Consider the following 16,321-nt stretch of genomic DNA (forward strand, 5'->3'; position numbering starts at 1 on the left):
TTCCGCTTTGGCAAACTTTTACAAACCTTTTTTTGACATTTTTTTAACCTTTAGACTTAACTTGCTGATATAAGTAGTTTTGAAAGAAAAAGTTTTTTCAGGTTTTTTTACCACCCTTTTACCAAATCATGAAAAATCCGCAAAACAAGCGGCTATTTCTGTAGGGGATTTGAAAAATCAAAGGCAAACAGGGGATTTTGATACCGATTTTACCCTGATTTATCAATCCTATATATAAGTTATACCACAGAGATACGCTGAAATAACACAGAGACGCACAGTGTTTGCCTTATTTTTGACTTAAAGAGCCCGCAGAGCTTACTCTTGTTTTACTTTTTTACATTATATATGTAGCTCCTAGCCCCGATTGAAGCGGCATCCTGCCGACCCGCCGCGGCGAGGGAGGCAGATATAGCGGAAAGCGGGAAAATAGCTCCTTATATATAGATATAAAAAATCCCGCCGGAGCGGGATACTGTAAACCTATTATATAGATTATATTTTACTAAACTCTTCAATACACCGTTTTGCATAGGCTTTAATAATTGCTAAAACCTTCTTTTTAGCATCTGCATCTTTCTCAAGACCGTGTTTTTGCAAAAAAGAAACTGCGATACTCTCATATTCTTTTTGCAGTTCTGTTATAAAAGCTTCAAGCTTAGCACCACCTGCAGATATATAGGTATCATTATTAAATCTGGTTAAGAAATCTTTATGTACATCACGGCATGCTGCCTCTAAAAGGTCTTTTAGTTCGCTGAATTTTGAATTCATTATTGTTTACCCCTGTTTTGGTTAAATTGGAGGGCAAAATAAATTCACGATGTAAGAAAGAGAGTTATAAAATTCAACTTAATTTTAGCAAAATTCTTCACATAACCCTTTTAACAACGGAAATGTTACTTAAATAGAAATCCTACCATACTCATCCAGACAATTTCTAGCATACCCTTTAGCGATAGCTTTTATTCGTTTTAGTGCTTCAGGATTTGCATGAAGCTCATTTTCCCTAACAAAAGTAGCTTCAACCTGATCAAACTGTAATTGTATCAATTCAAGGAAAGTACCAAGCTTTCCCGGGCCTCCTTCGAGATAAACCGATTTGTATTGATTAGACAATTCATTAACCGCATTTTTACAAGCACAATCAAAACGCTTCTCTATATCTTCATAATCTAAAGCCATAATTCAAAATTTAACACCTTAAAGATACTATTTTAAGTAAATGTTAAAATAGCTCGTTAAGACATATTTAACAGGAAACCACAATGAATTCTTTTTTTATAAATTTATATAAACCAAATTAAGATGCTTGAACACTTCCCCTTCTACCTTATCATCATATTAATAATCATACTAATCATAATGCTAGCAAATCGCATTACGGTTGCCTACCCTGTATTATTAGTTATTACCGGCTTATTGATAAGTTTTGTACCAGGTATACCTGTATTAAAAATTGATCCGGAACTAATCTTTATTATTTTCCTTCCTCCTTTATTATACGAAGCCGCATGGGCAATATCATGGAAAGAACTATGGCGTTGGAGGAGGATAATATGCAGCTTTGCATTTGTAGTGGTGTTCCTGACCGCAATATCAGTCGCTGTAGTTGCCAACAGTTTCATACCGGGATTCTCACTAGCACTGGGATTCCTGCTTGGTGGTATCGTTTCGCCTCCCGATGCTGTCAGTGCCGGAGCTATACTTAAATTCATCAAAGGACCGAAAAGATTATCATCAATACTGGAAGGTGAAAGCCTGTTAAATGATGCTTCATCACTTATTATATTACGTTTTGCACTTATTGCTGTTGCTACTGGACAATTTATCTGGCAGGAAGCCGCGCTAAATTTTGTATGGATGGTAGTTGGGGGTACAGGAATTGGACTATTAACCGGACTAATCTTTAAAAAATTACATAAATACCTACCCACCGACGTAAACATGGATATCATATTAACGTTTGTTGCACCATATGCCATGTATATAGTTGCGGAAGAATTTCACTGTTCAGGAATTTTATCTGTCGTAAGCGGTGGATTGTTCCTCTCTTATTTCAGGCATCATTTCTTAACGGGATCGTCGAGGCTAAGTGCTGAAAATGTTTGGCAAAGCATAGTGTTTGTCTTAAACGGGCTGGTGTTTATGCTCATTGGACTTGACCTGCCTGAAATAGTTAACGCCTTAAAAACCGAAGGCATTGGTCTGTACCAAGCTACAGGTTACGGGCTGCTTATAACAGCAGTGTTGATTATTGGACGAATAATCGCCGCCTATGGAGCAGTTATTACAACCATAATTGCCAGCCACTTTATTACGGTTGCCGACAGGAATCCCGGATGGAAAGGTCCATTTATATTAGGATGGACAGGGATGCGCGGGGTAGTTTCGCTGGCAGCAGCATTATCAATACCATTGACACTAAGTGACGGATCTCCTTTTCCCCACAGGAACCTTATATTATATATAACCTTCGTAGTAATATTAGCAACCCTTTTAATACAAGGATTGACATTACCATATATCATAAAAAAACTTAGCCACACCGTTTACAACGACTATCGTCCGGAAGAAGAAACTGAAAATCATCTTCGCAAGGCCCTGGCAAAAATTTCTATGGAATATATAGAAGAGCATCATAAAGAAAAGCTTAATGATAGCCCGCATCTAAAACGTCTTAGCAGCCAGTGGGAAGTACAATTAAGCCTAAATGAAGAGGAATCTGCCATGCCGGAAGACATTAAAGCTATTTACACTAAAGTTCTTGACAAACAACGTAAGTTGTTATTAGAAAAGAACAAGAAGAAACAAGATATTGATGAGGAATTAATTCGAAAATACCTGCACTACATTGACCTGGAAGAAGAGAAGATGAAGTATAAGTAAGATTAGGCTTGTGAAACCTTTTCAAAGAATTCAATTTTCATGCCTCCCATCGATATAGAAGTAACCTTAGCAAGGATCTTACCTTTTTTCACTTTCTTATATAACTTTTCATCACGTGATATTGCTAGTTTTCCTTCTTCATTAATAACACCTTTTACAAACACCTGCACTTCAAAACGATTGACAGGTAAAACCATATCTAATTCGTCACCAACTTGTACTCCATAAATTTCTACCTTTTGTTGTAAATCTTTACTGTATTTGAGTTTAGACAAATCAGGCATCAAAACTCTTGCAAGTATCAGAATCGCCAGTACGATTATTACAGGAAATATCACAATTATAAGATTTGAAGATTTGAAGATTGTGAAAACAATCAAAAATAAAAAAGCCCTTCATTTCTGAAGGGCTCCTGACTTAGGGGTGAATGAGGGGTCTCGAACCCCCGACCTTCGGAACCACAATCCGACGCTCTAACCAACTGAGCTACAATCACCATCTGTTTTGCGAGTGCAAATATAGTACAGTCCTACGTTTTCAGCAAATTTATTTGCTACTTTTTTTTAAGATTTTTATATCAAATCCGCTAAACTGTTCACTGCCAAATACCTTTCAACCGTAAAACCTTCCGCATATTCTGTATTTATTAGTCTTCCAAGGTCGGCCGCACGGTAAAGAATGCTCTCTTTAAAGTTTTTTGTCGCTATCGGCGTAACCGGTTCGGTACTGTTTGGATCATAAAACTGGGACTTATATGCCATAAGCGATTCCACTTTTTTATCCATAAATCCGGTAACATCTACCACAAAATCGGGCGTAATGTTTTTCCACTGTATATAATGATACACCAATTTAGGCCTCCATTGCTCCTGCTTCTCCCCTTCAAGTTCGGTTTCAATTTTCCTCAATCCCGAAAGAAAACACGAATCACTTACAAGTTTACTGCCCTTACCATGATCAATATGACGATCATCAATCGCGTTGCATATCACAATTTCGGGGCGGTATTTACGTATCATCTTTATCACTTCAAGCTGATGCTTTTCATCATTAACGAAAAAGCCATCGCGCATACGAAGATTTTCCCTTATTGCAACACCCAAAACTTCTGCGGCATCAGCGGCTTCTTCATCCCTCAGTTCAGCAGAACCACGGGTTCCAAGTTCACCTCTGGTTAAATCCACAATCCCTATTTTTTTACCAAGGGATATTTCTTTGGCAATGGTGGCACCACAGCTTAACTCAACGTCGTCAGGATGTGCGCCAAATACAAGTATATCTAATTTCATTAATTTTAATTACTAAGTTTCAAAGTGGCAAAGTTACAAAGAATGTTTACCTGCTCCTTGAATTGTTACATTATTACATTAAAGTCATTGTTAAATTATCCTTCGCATTGTCATGCTCTTATTTACGGTCTCCATAAATTCTTTTTCAGGGTCGCTGTCTTTCGTTATACCGCAACCTACGAATAAATGAGCGGTATCGCCAACAACTTTCATACTGCGAAGATTTACAAACAGATCTGTTTTATGTTGTCCCGAATCAATATCTATATTTAATTCGCCCAAGTACCCTGAGTAATACTGCCTGTCATAACCTTCGTTCTCCAAAAGAAACGCTTTAGCCTCCTGTTTTGGTAGTCCGCATACAGCTGGCGTGGGATGCAGTGCTGAAATAATTCCCAGCAGGCTATCTGCATCTTTTACTTCAGCTGTGATATCGGTCTTAATGTGTACAATATTACCAGCCCTGAAAGTATAGGGCTCTGTTTTACGGATGTCACTGGTATAAGGCTGTACCGATTCCATTATATAGCCGGTAACAAACTGCTGTTCTTCCTTCTCCTTATTTTCCCATACTGCCTGCTCTCCTTCTTTGTAAAGCTGTGTTCCGGCAAGGGCAACAGTATGAAGCGTCCTGTTTTCTACTTTCAGCAATTGCTCGGGAGTTGCCCCCATCCATAATCCGCTTTCAGGATGAAAAAAACAATAGCGATATCCCATAGGGTACGCAGCTAATAGTTTTGAATAGACTGTGATTATATTATCTGTCATACCAATAGTTTCTGTTCTCGAAAGCACCAGTTTCTCAAAACTACCTGATTTGATTGCATCAACACTTTTGCTAACCAAAGCTTCAAAAGCAGCTTTAGCATTAGTATCGATTTCTGGTTGTTGAATTTCGCAAAGAACAAAACCTTCGGTTTTCAATTCAACTGAAAGCATATCAGATTCTGCCTCAGGAACAAAACATATTTTATCACCATCAAATGGTGCAAAAACAAATCCCTTCTGCGAATAATCGGTCAGGAAATGTGCGTTTGTATTATTCTGGAAAATTCCGGTTACGCTATTGCTACCGGGTTTGCAAAAAACAGCAAATGGATACCCTAATTCTAACTGGGACTTTATTTTTTGGAATAGATCGGTCATTAAAAGTGGATTTGTTATTTGTCAATTTGGTTATTCGAAACACAAATAACCAAATAACCGAATGAAACAAATTATCGCCTTCTCGGCATTATCATATTGGTCAGTTTACATAACGAAATCAGTCTTCCTTGTTCATCCGTTACTTTAATTTCCCATAAGTGAAGGCTTCTCCCCTGATGTATTATTCTTGCAGTTCCGGTAACAATTCCATCACGTTTGGCGCGAAGGTGATTGGCAGATATCTCAATCCCTCTAACTTCAGTTACTTCAGGATTTACGAACAATAGTGATGCGGCACTACCCACACTCTCCGCTAAGGCTACTGTAGCACCACCATGAAGCAATCCCATAGGCTGGTGCACACGTGAATTGACTGGCATTTTAGCTTCCAGAAATCCTTCCCCTGCATCAGTGAAAGTAATTTCAAGTGTTTCCATTAAGGTATTTTTACAGAAATCGTTGCACATTTTAAGTGCCTTTTCTTTATCGAATGACATAGTGTAGATTTAGATGCGTAAAATTACAAAAGAAGTCTGAAGTATGGAAGTCAGATGTCAGAAGCATTTTACATTCCGACTTCTACTACAAAAATAAATACTACATTCCTGCGTTAAGCTTACATTGCTTTTTAATATTTCAAATTAATGGCTACTTTTACCAAAAATTGTTAACGCTATGCGCTATTATTTACTTTTACTTTTTATTGGTTTTGGATTGTGTTTCACCTCTTGCCGTGAAGACTTCGAGTTTGAGCGAAGCAGTAACGCAAGTCTGGAATTTTCAAGGGATACAGTATATCTTGATACTGTGTTTACCAATATAGGGTCGAGCACCTACACCCTGAAAGTATATAACCGCAGCGATAAGGATATCAAGATACCTTCAATACACCTTGGTCAGAATAATGACTCCGACTACCGATTGATGGTTGATGGTGTTCCCGGAAAAGTCTTTAACGATGTAGAACTGCTTGCCAAAGACAGTATGTTCATTTTTGTTGAAACTACTATTGATTACAGTAAATATACTAACAGCGAAACTACTTTCCTTTATACTGACAACATTCAGTTTGAACACACTAACGGCACACAAAAAGTAGAACTTGTAACTTTAGTACAGGATGCGGTATTCATTAAACCTAACAGATCTCTGCCGGATAATATAAAAGAAAAGCTTAATCTTAGCGGATACTCAACCAACCTTGAAGGACATGAACTGACAACAGCAGATGAACTGCACTGGACAAATGAAAAGCCTTATGTTGTATATGGTTATGCGCTTGTACCAAATGGAAAAACCCTAACTGTCGACCCCGGAGCCAGAGTGCATTTTCATGCCGGTTCAGGACTTGTTGTAGACACTTCAGGAACCATAAACATTAATGGCGGACTTTCTTCGACAGAAGCATTGGAAAATGAAGTAATCTTTGAAGGAGACAGACTGGAACCTGAGTTCTCAGACGTCGCCGGACAATGGAATACACTTTGGATTTTTTCAGGAGAGAACAACTCCATTAACCATCTTACTCTTAAAAACGCTGCTGTAGGCATATTAATGGATGTACTGGATGATGTTCGTCCAAGGCTAACGATAAATAACTCCCAGATTTACAATTGTACAGATTTTGGAATATTAGCCAGACATGCCTATATCAACGGAGACAATCTTGTAGCAAACAACGCCGGACAGGCATCTGTAGCTTTAACACAAGGTGGAGATTACAATTTCAGGCAATGTACCTTTGCCAATTATTTTAACAGTTACAATCAGGTTCCTCTTCTTATCAATGACTACACCCAAACTGAAGATGCAGTACTTGTAAGTAATCTCGTTGCTAATTTTGATAATTGCATTCTTTATGGTTCCTCTAATCTTGGGCTATCTTTAGAACATAAATTCCCTCAGGATGTTACTTTTAAAACAAAATTCAATCACTGTTTGATTAAGGTAATAGATACATCCAACCAACTTAGAAGTAATCCGCTATACCCTTCTGATGGCAATGATCCGGAAAAAGCTTTATATACAGAATGTATCATTGCTAAAAGCTCAATCAACGATAAACCTGATTTCTTAGACCCTCAAAATAATATGCTTGGTATTGGTGAAGATTCAGCAGCAAATGGCACAGCTGATGCAGCAGTTGCAACAGTTGTAGGTACCGATATACTTGGGGTTTCAAGACAATCTCCTTATGACATAGGTGCTTACGAAAGTATTGTTTTCACAGAAGAATAATTTCGTACACTTTTTTTTCATATTTTTATGGTAACAAACAAAATACCAAACAATTATGAAAAAAATCTTACTCTCAATGTCAGTAATGGCATTATGCTTTACATCATGTAAAAAAGAAGTAAAAGTAGAAACAGAAATTACTACTACTGATACTGCAAAAGTAGTTACAGAAGAAGCTCCGGAAGCAGAAAAACCTATGGATTCGGTTGCAGAAATGGAAGCATGGCAAAAATACATGACTCCGGGCGAAGCGCATAAATTCCTTGCGGCAGATAACGGTTCATGGACTAACGAAATGACCTTTTGGCACGACGAAAACAGTAAACCCGAAAAAGCTACTTCAACTTCAGAAACTAAAATGATATTGGGTGGACGCTACCAGGAATCTAACTACAAAGGCAACATGATGGGAATGCCTTTTGAAGGCCGAAGCACTGTAGCCTACGATAATTCCACTAAAGAGTTTATCTCAACCTGGATCGACAACATGGGAACAGGTATGATGGTAATGAAAGGCGAAATGAGCCCTGACGGTAAATCGTTAGACTTTAAAGGAGAAATGGTAGACCCAACAAAAGAAAAAGCGGTTTGGTGCCGTGAACTGTTTACCGTTGTTGATGCCAACACTCGCAAGATGGAGATGTTCTGTATGAAAAATGGTAAACAACATAAGAACATGGAAATCATAATGAAGAGAAAATAATCTTCATCCATATAGTAAAAAAAATCCCGCAATTGCGGGATTTTTATTTTTTAATTGTCATGCGTAAGATTTTTTTGTATTTTAACCTTACTTAAACTTTACTAAACTATGAAAACAAATTTACGAATCTATGCATTGTGCATAGCCTACTCTGTATTGAGTAGTTTTGCCGTATCCTGCGACGGAGAAGATGGCATTAATGGTACAAACGGCAATAATGGTATTAATTCACTGGTTTCTACACAAATAGAATCAGCAGGATTAAATTGCGAAACCGGAGGACTTAAGGTCAATTACGGACTCGATAATAACAATAATGGTATACTCGACGATGCAGAAATCCAACACTTTGATTATGTATGTAATGGCGAAAACGCTACAGTTGATTTGGACAATCTTGTCCGATTACCTTTAGGATCGCCAGACATGAACGTATGCTCTACTACAGCATGGTATATCAGTCCCCACCAATCCTGGCATTTACAAAATTTCAACAAACATGACTATGCAAATGTTAAATCAATTTTATTCGTTCCATCATTGTCCACTCCTACTCCAGAAAATATAGTAACAGCCGAATTATATAATATTACCGATAATATTCCGATAGCTAATACTCAGCTTACTCATAATTCTGCTAATTATGTATTCAAGTATTCTGAAAACATTTATGACGCTTTGCCTGACCACACTATTACACTCGGCATCAGGTTAAAAAATAGTAAAAGTGGAGGAGCTACCTGTGGCACTACAGGAACATATTCTTACTTATACATACTTAGAGAATAAAAAAATCCCGCGATTGCGGGATTTTTTTTTAGCCTTATGTTCAAAACCATACTACTTAAACAGAAACAATCAAAATATTTAGACATTAAATTCAAAAAATGAACAATACAACCTTATTGTTACAAAATCAATATAAAACACATCATAATGTTATTTTATTTATAAAAATAGTTACTAATCAAATATATTATTTAAATACTGAATATCAGATATTTAACTAAAATTTAACAAAATATATCGTACTAAATTAAGCCCTTTTATTATACTTTTAAAGTAAACTAAATCTACTAAATTTATGAAAAAAAGACTTTTGCTTTTCATTATGCTACTAAGCATAGCAACATCAGCCTATAGCGCTGTTAATGCCGTAAATGACACCTTTACCGGAAACTTCTCATCTTTCGGATATTCATTTGCAACCACCGTAACTGCTAATGACATCTATAGTGGCACTGTAACAGTTACGCAGATATCTACTACACATCGGGGAATAAATCTTAGTGGTACTAATGTTACCGTAGCTGCCAACGTACCACCGGGTACCTACACGATTGTTTACCAACTTTGTGATAATGCTACCCCACAAAGTTGTGATACAGCAACAATAACAATAATTATAGAGCCAACTGTGGAGGCAGTGAATGATGAGACTGTAATAGCTTACAGCGTCTCATCTACCATTTTAGGAAATATTCATAGTAATGATATGCTTAATGGTTTACCTGCAACAACTTCAAATACTGACTTCACAGTATTAACCGCATTACCTGCAGGAATGACTTATAACGCTTCGGGAGTCTTTACATCAACAGGTGTTGCTCCGGGGAAATATGTGATCCAATATCAATTATGTGAAGCCGTAACGTTTCCGAATACTGCTATTAATTGTGATACTGCAACATTTACAATATATGTAACAACTCAGAACGGGCCATTAACAGCTACGAGAGCTAATAATACGGTAAAGTCTATAACAGTGCTAAATGATAACAGAATTGTGATTGCCGGTGATTTTACTTCATATGGAGGGACTGCAAAAAATAAAATTGCCGCACTAAATCATGCCGATTTATCACTTAATACTTCTTTTTCATCTACAGGTCCGGATTCTTCAACCGATAACATTCAGAGTATGGTAACCTTACCTTCAGGAGAGATTATAGTTGTAGGTAAATTTGCCGGATTTGGAGGTGTTACCTATGCAAGAGGAATTGCCCGAATAATGCCTAATGGCGCAACAGGGTCTATTATAGGAGTTGGTGTCGAAGCAGGTGCTACGATTTATGATATTGCATTACAATCTACCGGCCATATGATAATCGTAGGAGACTTCAACTTTTATGATGGCTTCCCGGCAAAAAACATCGCCAGGCTAAATCCTGATGGATCAATTGACACCAGTTTCTACGCGGGTTCTGTGAGTTTCAATGGCACTCCATATTCAGTAGCCGTACAAACCAGCACCAATAACATAATTGTTGGAGGAAGCTTTACAACTTACCAGGGTAATTCTGCTCCCGGCATTATCAGGCTGCTAGCAGGTGCCGTACAAGACCCATCATTTACTACTGGTCCGGGTATAGCCCCGGCTGGAAGTTACATAGATGAAGTTCTTGTAAGTGGTAATGATATTTTTATTGGAGGATCATTTGCCAGCTATGCCTCAATGCCTCGCAAAAACCTGGCTAAACTAACTTTTAATGGCGCTCCGGTAAGTTCTTTCGGATTTGCAACTGGTTTTTCAGCCCCAGTGAGAGCCTTGGCAATACAACAGGTTCCTTCATCATTTAGTGGTAACATTGGAAGTTATAATCTTTATGTAGGTGGTGAATTTACTTCATATAATGGTGTACCTGTTAATTACCTTACTTGCCTTAATGCCGTAAACGGACAGACAAATCCCCAATTCGACGGCGGATCTGAATTTAATAACTTTGTATATGCAATACAACCTGAAAAAAATGATTTAAAAATCCTTATCGGCGGTAGTTTTACAACCTACAATGGAACTTCTGCACAGCGTATTACAAGGATTTTCCCTGGCTATGGTGCTGGCAATACCGGTCAAAACCAAATGCGCCAGGCTTTGACCGATGAGCCCCTAACTACTAGCTCAATCACCATCTACCCTAACCCATCCGAAGGTTTATTTAATATTGACTTCAAAGGGTATGATGAGCAAAAATTTGATATAACTATCCATAATACTTTAGGTCAGTTGATATATCAGGGAACTGTAACCCCTGAAAATACAAACCAGATTGATCTTACCCGTTTTGAAAGCGGCAGTTATTATATAACACTGTTCAGCAGCAGCAAAACAATAAATAAGGTTGTTATAAAGAAATAATCTTTAATTTTAAAGTAAGAATCCCGCAATTGCGGGATTTTTTTTACCCCATACGTAATACAATTCCACTATCAAATAAGCAAATCTACAAATCACCAAATCAACCGTCATAAAGTTGCCTGTTTTAGAAAATTAGATTAATTTTGCACTCTCAACACGTAACTACAATTGTAATGATTCATTTCTTCGGAAACCAGACGAATACGGTTTTTGCAGTACAATCGCAAAACGAGCTTTCAACAGAAGACATTTCAAAACTAAACTGGCTTTTTGGCAACGCACATAAGATAGAAAAATCCGCCCTGACGGATTTTTTTGTTGGACCCCGCGCTACCATGATTACGCCATGGAGCACCAATGCCGTAGAGATCACCCAAAATATGGGAATCGCAGGTATTATCAGGATTGAGGAATTCATCAAATCAAGCGAAGAAGCTACTGATTTTGACCCGATGCTGTTCCAGAAATACAACGGCCTTAACCAGGATATTTACACTATCAACATACAGCCGGAGCCTATTATCGAGGTTACCGACATCGCTGCCTATAACGAAAAAGAAGGTTTGGCACTTAGCCCTGAAGAGGTTGAGTACCTTAACAACCTTTCGGCTAAACTTGGCAGAAAACTTACTGACTCTGAAGTATTCGGTTTCTCTCAGGTTAACTCTGAGCACTGCCGTCACAAGATCTTCAACGGTACGTTTGTAATTGACGGCGAAGAAAAACCATCTTCACTGTTCAAACTTATCAAAAAGACATCACAGGAAAATCCTAACGATATTGTTTCTGCTTACAAAGACAACGTAGCTTTCATCAAAGGGCCGCGTGTTAAGCAGTTCGCACCAAAATCGGCTGATAAGCCTGATTTTTACGAGGTAAAAGAATTTGATTCAGTTATCTCTATCAAAGCGGAAACACACAACTTCCCAACTACAGTTGAACCTTTCAATGGTGCTGCTACAGGTTCGGGAGGTGAGATCCGCGACAGGCTGGCTGGTGGACAGGGTTCACTTCCGTTAGCAGGTACAGCGGTGTACATGACATCATATTCAAGACTTGAAGAAAACCGTCCTTGGGAAAAAGGTATGGATGAGCGCAAATGGCTTTACCAAACCCCAATGGACATCCTTATAAAAGCATCTAACGGTGCTTCTGACTTTGGTAACAAATTCGGTCAACCGCTAATTACAGGTTCGGTACTTACTTTCGAGCACGAAGAAGATGCACGCAAACTTGGTTTCGACAAAGTGATCATGCTTGCCGGTGGTATCGGTTACGGTAAAGAGAGCCAATCGAAAAAACAAAAACCAAGCGTAGGCGACAAAGTTGTTATCCTTGGTGGAGAGAACTACCGTATTGGTATGGGTGGTGCTGCGGTATCATCTGCTGATACAGGAGCTTTCAGTTCGGGTATCGAGCTTAACGCAATTCAGCGTTCTAACCCTGAGATGCAGAAACGTGCTGCCAATGCCGTTCGCGGACTGGTAGAGAGCGACAACAACCCTATCGTTTCTATCCACGATCACGGTGCAGGAGGACATTTGAACTGTCTTTCTGAACTTGTAGAAGAAACAGGAGGAAAAATTGACTTAGACAAACTGCCGGTGGGTGACCCTACCCTTTCGGCTAAAGAAATAATAGGAAACGAGTCGCAGGAGCGTATGGGACTTGTGATTGGTCAGAAAGACATTGATACCCTTCAGCGTATTGCCGACCGTGAGCGTTCGCCAATGTATGCTGTAGGTGATGTTACAGGTGACCACAGGTTTACATTCGAATCGGCTACTACAGGTGCTAAACCAATGGATTTTGCCCTTGAAGATATGTTTGGCTCTTCGCCAAAAACTATCATGGCCGACAAAACCGTTGAGGCAAACTATGCTGATGCTGACTACTCTCAGCAAAACATTCACCAGTACCTAAATCAGGTTCTTCAGCTTGAAGCTGTTGCCTGTAAAGATTGGTTAACTAATAAAGTTGACCGTTGTGTGGGCGGACGTGTTGCGAAACAGCAAACTGCCGGACCTATCCAATTACCGCTAAACAACGTAGGTGTTATGGCGCTTGACTTTGAAGGTAAAGAAGGTATCGCAACTACTATAGGCCACTCGCCTGTTGCTGCCCTTGTTGATCCTGCTGCAGGTAGCCGTACCGCTATCGCAGAATCGTTAAGTAACATTATCTGGGCTCCGCTTAAAGATGGTCTGAAAAGCGTATCGCTTTCAGCTAACTGGATGTGGGCTTGTAAAAACGAAGGTGAGGACGCAAGACTTTACGAAGCTGTTGAAGCTTGTTCTGATTTCGCTATCGAGCTGGGTATTAACATCCCAACAGGTAAAGATTCCCTATCGATGAAACAGAAATACCCTAACGGCGATGTTATCGCTCCGGGTACTGTGATCATTTCGGCTGCAGGTAACTGTAACGACATTACTAAAGTAGTTGAGCCTGTTCTTAAAAAGAACGGCGGAAACATCTACCACATCAACCTTTCTGGTGATGCATACAAACTTGGTGGATCTTCTTTCAACCAGGTACTAAACAAAGTTGGTAATGACGTTCCGACAATTAAAGATGCGGCTTCATTCAAAAATACATTCAACGTTATCCAGGATCTTATCAAAGCTGGTAAAATTGCTGCAGGTCACGATATAGGCAGCGGTGGTCTTATCACTACCCTGCTTGAGATGAGTTTCCCTAACGTTAACCTTGGTGCTGAATACGACCTGACAGGTCTTAACGAGGCGGATACGGTTAAAGCTTTATTCGCAGAGAACATTGCTATCGTTATCCAGGCAGATGCTTCTATAGAGGCTGAGCTTACTAAAAACAATGTAGCATTCACTAAGATCGGTCAACCGAAAGAAGGCGCTGTGATCACTATCAAAAATGGTGATGCCAACCTTACTTTTGATGTTAACGAAACAAGAGATACATGGTTCAGGACTTCATACCTTCTTGACCAGAAACAATCAGGTAAACAAAAAGCACAGGAGCGTTACGACAACTATAAAAACCAACCGCTTCAGTACACTTTCCCAACTCATTTTGATGGTAAGAAAGTAGCAATTGACACCAGCAAGCCAAGGCCAAAAGCAGCAATCATCCGTGAGAAGGGTTCTAACTCTGAGCGTGAGATGGCAAACGCTATGTACCTTGCAGGTTTTGACGTAAAAGACGTTCACATGACCGACCTTATCTCAGGCCGTGAAACGCTTGAAGATATCCAGTTCATTGGTGCTGTTGGTGGTTTCTCTAACTCTGACGTACTTGGTTCGGCTAAAGGATGGGCTGGTGCTTTCCTTTACAACGAAAAAGCTAAGGCAGCACTTGAGAACTTCTTTAAACGTGAGGATACACTTTCAGTAGGTATCTGTAACGGATGTCAGCTGTTTGTTGAGCTTGAGCTTATCAACCCTGACCACGAAGTGAAACCTAAAATGCTTCACAACGACAGCCACAAACACGAGAGCGGATTTACTTCGGTAACTGTACAGGAGAACAACTCGGTAATGCTTTCTACATTAGCAGGCAGCACACTGGGTGTATGGATTTCTCACGGTGAAGGTAAATTCAACCTGCCATACAGCGAAGACAAATACAACGTAGTGGCTAAATACGGTTACACAGGCTATCCTGCAAACCCTAACGGTTCAAGCTTTGACATCGCTATGATGGCAAGCAACGACGGCCGCCATTTGGTTATGATGCCGCACATTGAGCGTTCTATGTTCCAGTGGAACTGGGCGTACTACCCTGAAGGACGTACTGACGAGGTTACCCCTTGGCATGAAGCCTTCGTTAATGCCCGTAAGTGGATTGAGAACAGATAATAGATTTTAGTATTGAGATACTAGATTTTAGATATAACGCCCCGCAGAGATGTGGGGCGTTTTTTGTTATATTTGATGAAAATTATTGTAAATGGCTGGAACAATTAAAACAAAAGACATTAAAATTCTTTGGTCTAGAGGGGCGGGGCGTTGCTCAATGAAAGAATGCAGACGTAAACTTACAATGGACAGTTCTAAAGAAACTGAAAGTTTTGCCCTAGGAGAAATGTGTCATATAATTGGCGAGACAAATTCAGACAAATCACCTCGAGGACTTAGTTCTATGCCTGAAGAGAATAGAAATAATTATTCTAACTTAATCCTTTTATGCTCACATCATCATACTGAAATAGATAAAAACATTAAGGATTGGCCTGTCGAAATTTTACATCAGATAAAAGATGAACATGAATTATGGGTTGAAGAAACCTTATCTCAAAAAAAAATTACCCCCTCTGAACTTGTCTATTCTAATATAATAGACAATATAAACATTAAACTTCAACTAGATTTATATAACTGGTTCATATCAAATGCTGTTAGAAATATTGTTTACACCAATTTTATAGAAACATCAGATTATTTTGAAGAAAGATTGATTGCAATAGATTGGCCAAATACAGATGTTAATCTTGAAACATCAATCATTGATCTAATGAAATCATTCACTGAATATATAACTCATTATTTGAAATACTCAACACCTATTGAACCTGACTTTAAGTTTTATAGAGAAGATACAACATATAAAAAAATATTTCCGAATCCTGACTATCACACAATTAGTGATAGAAATCAATTATGGATAAGAAAGAACTTTTTTCTACTACAGAAATTTGTTTATAATCTTAATCTTTTTACAAAAGAAGTAAGGAAAGAATTTAATCCATTTTTCCATCTAAAACGTGGTAAATTTTTAATTATAGACGAATTTGGCATGTATGGTGGTGGTGAGTCATATATGTTATTACCCAAACTAGAGACTATTAATAGCCATTTAGAAACCATTAATACTGAAATAAAGGATTTTGAAAATAATAATCCAAAGTTTATATAGCTACCACCTAACATTAGTTTCCATTAG

14 protein-coding genes and 1 tRNA gene are annotated in these 16,321 nt (G+C 38.6%); 8 read left to right on the forward strand and 7 right to left on the reverse strand.

Annotated features, from left to right (window positions below; all coding sequences use genetic code 11):
• Positions 1-79 precede the first annotated feature (79 nt).
• A complete protein-coding gene (locus ACFSR3_RS02215) occupies positions 80-238 on the forward strand; it encodes a hypothetical protein (RefSeq protein ID WP_379819533.1) in 159 nt (52 codons plus the stop codon).
• Positions 239-495: 257 nt separating this feature from the next.
• Here ACFSR3_RS02215 and ACFSR3_RS02220 read toward each other — a convergent pair whose 3' ends face one another.
• Positions 496-774: a hypothetical protein gene (locus tag ACFSR3_RS02220; RefSeq protein WP_379819534.1), complete on the reverse strand. Its 279-nt coding sequence runs from the start codon at positions 772-774 to the stop codon at positions 496-498.
• A gap of 129 nt (positions 775-903) precedes the next feature.
• Positions 904-1,185 (reverse strand): hypothetical protein, encoded by a 282-nt coding sequence (locus ACFSR3_RS02225; protein ID WP_379819535.1) that lies wholly within the window; start codon positions 1,183-1,185, stop codon positions 904-906.
• A 123-nt stretch (positions 1,186-1,308) separates the two neighbouring features.
• Here ACFSR3_RS02225 and ACFSR3_RS02230 point away from each other — a divergent pair, with 123 nt between their 5' ends.
• Positions 1,309-2,889, forward strand: coding sequence for a Na+/H+ antiporter (locus ACFSR3_RS02230; RefSeq protein ID WP_379819536.1), 1,581 nt, complete (start codon positions 1,309-1,311; stop codon positions 2,887-2,889).
• A gap of 2 nt (positions 2,890-2,891) precedes the next feature.
• Here ACFSR3_RS02230 and ACFSR3_RS02235 read toward each other — a convergent pair whose 3' ends face one another.
• The 5 genes from ACFSR3_RS02235 to ACFSR3_RS02255 all read right to left on the reverse strand — a co-directional run bounded on the left by ACFSR3_RS02235 (position 2,892) and on the right by ACFSR3_RS02255 (position 5,821).
• Complete coding sequence (locus ACFSR3_RS02235) at positions 2,892-3,227, reverse strand: hypothetical protein (protein WP_379819537.1); 336 nt, start codon at positions 3,225-3,227, stop codon at positions 2,892-2,894.
• Between the two features lie 83 nt (positions 3,228-3,310).
• Positions 3,311-3,386 (reverse strand) — tRNA-His (locus ACFSR3_RS02240).
• A 75-nt stretch (positions 3,387-3,461) separates the two neighbouring features.
• Positions 3,462-4,178: a bacillithiol biosynthesis deacetylase BshB1 gene (gene bshB1, locus ACFSR3_RS02245; RefSeq protein ID WP_379819538.1), complete on the reverse strand. Its 717-nt coding sequence runs from the start codon at positions 4,176-4,178 to the stop codon at positions 3,462-3,464.
• Between the two features lie 90 nt (positions 4,179-4,268).
• Positions 4,269-5,324, reverse strand: a complete 1,056-nt coding sequence (locus ACFSR3_RS02250) for an isochorismate synthase (protein WP_379819539.1) — start codon at positions 5,322-5,324, stop codon at positions 4,269-4,271.
• Positions 5,325-5,395: 71 nt separating this feature from the next.
• Complete coding sequence (locus tag ACFSR3_RS02255; protein ID WP_114758899.1) at positions 5,396-5,821, reverse strand: PaaI family thioesterase; 426 nt, start codon at positions 5,819-5,821, stop codon at positions 5,396-5,398.
• Between the two features lie 178 nt (positions 5,822-5,999).
• Between ACFSR3_RS02255 and ACFSR3_RS02260 the strand changes: the two genes are divergently transcribed.
• The 6 genes from ACFSR3_RS02260 (at position 6,000) to ACFSR3_RS02285 (ending at position 16,294) form a co-directional block, all read left to right on the forward strand.
• Positions 6,000-7,562, forward strand: coding sequence for a hypothetical protein (locus ACFSR3_RS02260; RefSeq protein ID WP_379819540.1), 1,563 nt, complete (start codon positions 6,000-6,002; stop codon positions 7,560-7,562).
• Between the two features lie 55 nt (positions 7,563-7,617).
• Entirely contained in the window at positions 7,618-8,265 is a 648-nt protein-coding gene (locus tag ACFSR3_RS02265; protein ID WP_379819541.1) for a DUF1579 domain-containing protein, read from the forward strand.
• Positions 8,266-8,373: 108 nt separating this feature from the next.
• Positions 8,374-9,054 (forward strand): DUF7151 family protein, encoded by a 681-nt coding sequence (locus tag ACFSR3_RS02270; protein WP_379819542.1) that lies wholly within the window; start codon positions 8,374-8,376, stop codon positions 9,052-9,054.
• Positions 9,055-9,349: 295 nt separating this feature from the next.
• Entirely contained in the window at positions 9,350-11,404 is a 2,055-nt protein-coding gene (locus tag ACFSR3_RS02275) for a T9SS type A sorting domain-containing protein (protein ID WP_379819543.1), read from the forward strand.
• Between the two features lie 173 nt (positions 11,405-11,577).
• A complete protein-coding gene (gene purL / locus ACFSR3_RS02280; RefSeq protein ID WP_379819544.1) occupies positions 11,578-15,237 on the forward strand; it encodes a phosphoribosylformylglycinamidine synthase in 3,660 nt (1,219 codons plus the stop codon).
• A 91-nt stretch (positions 15,238-15,328) separates the two neighbouring features.
• The gene (locus tag ACFSR3_RS02285; RefSeq protein ID WP_379819545.1) at positions 15,329-16,294 is read left to right on the forward strand and encodes an HNH endonuclease; all 966 of its coding nucleotides are present in this window, start codon (positions 15,329-15,331) and stop codon (positions 16,292-16,294) included.
• Positions 16,295-16,321 lie beyond the last annotated feature (27 nt).

This window comes from Flavobacterium suzhouense (assembly GCF_042684765.1).
Taxonomy (GTDB): Bacteria; Bacteroidota; Bacteroidia; order Flavobacteriales; family Flavobacteriaceae; genus Flavobacterium; species Flavobacterium suzhouense.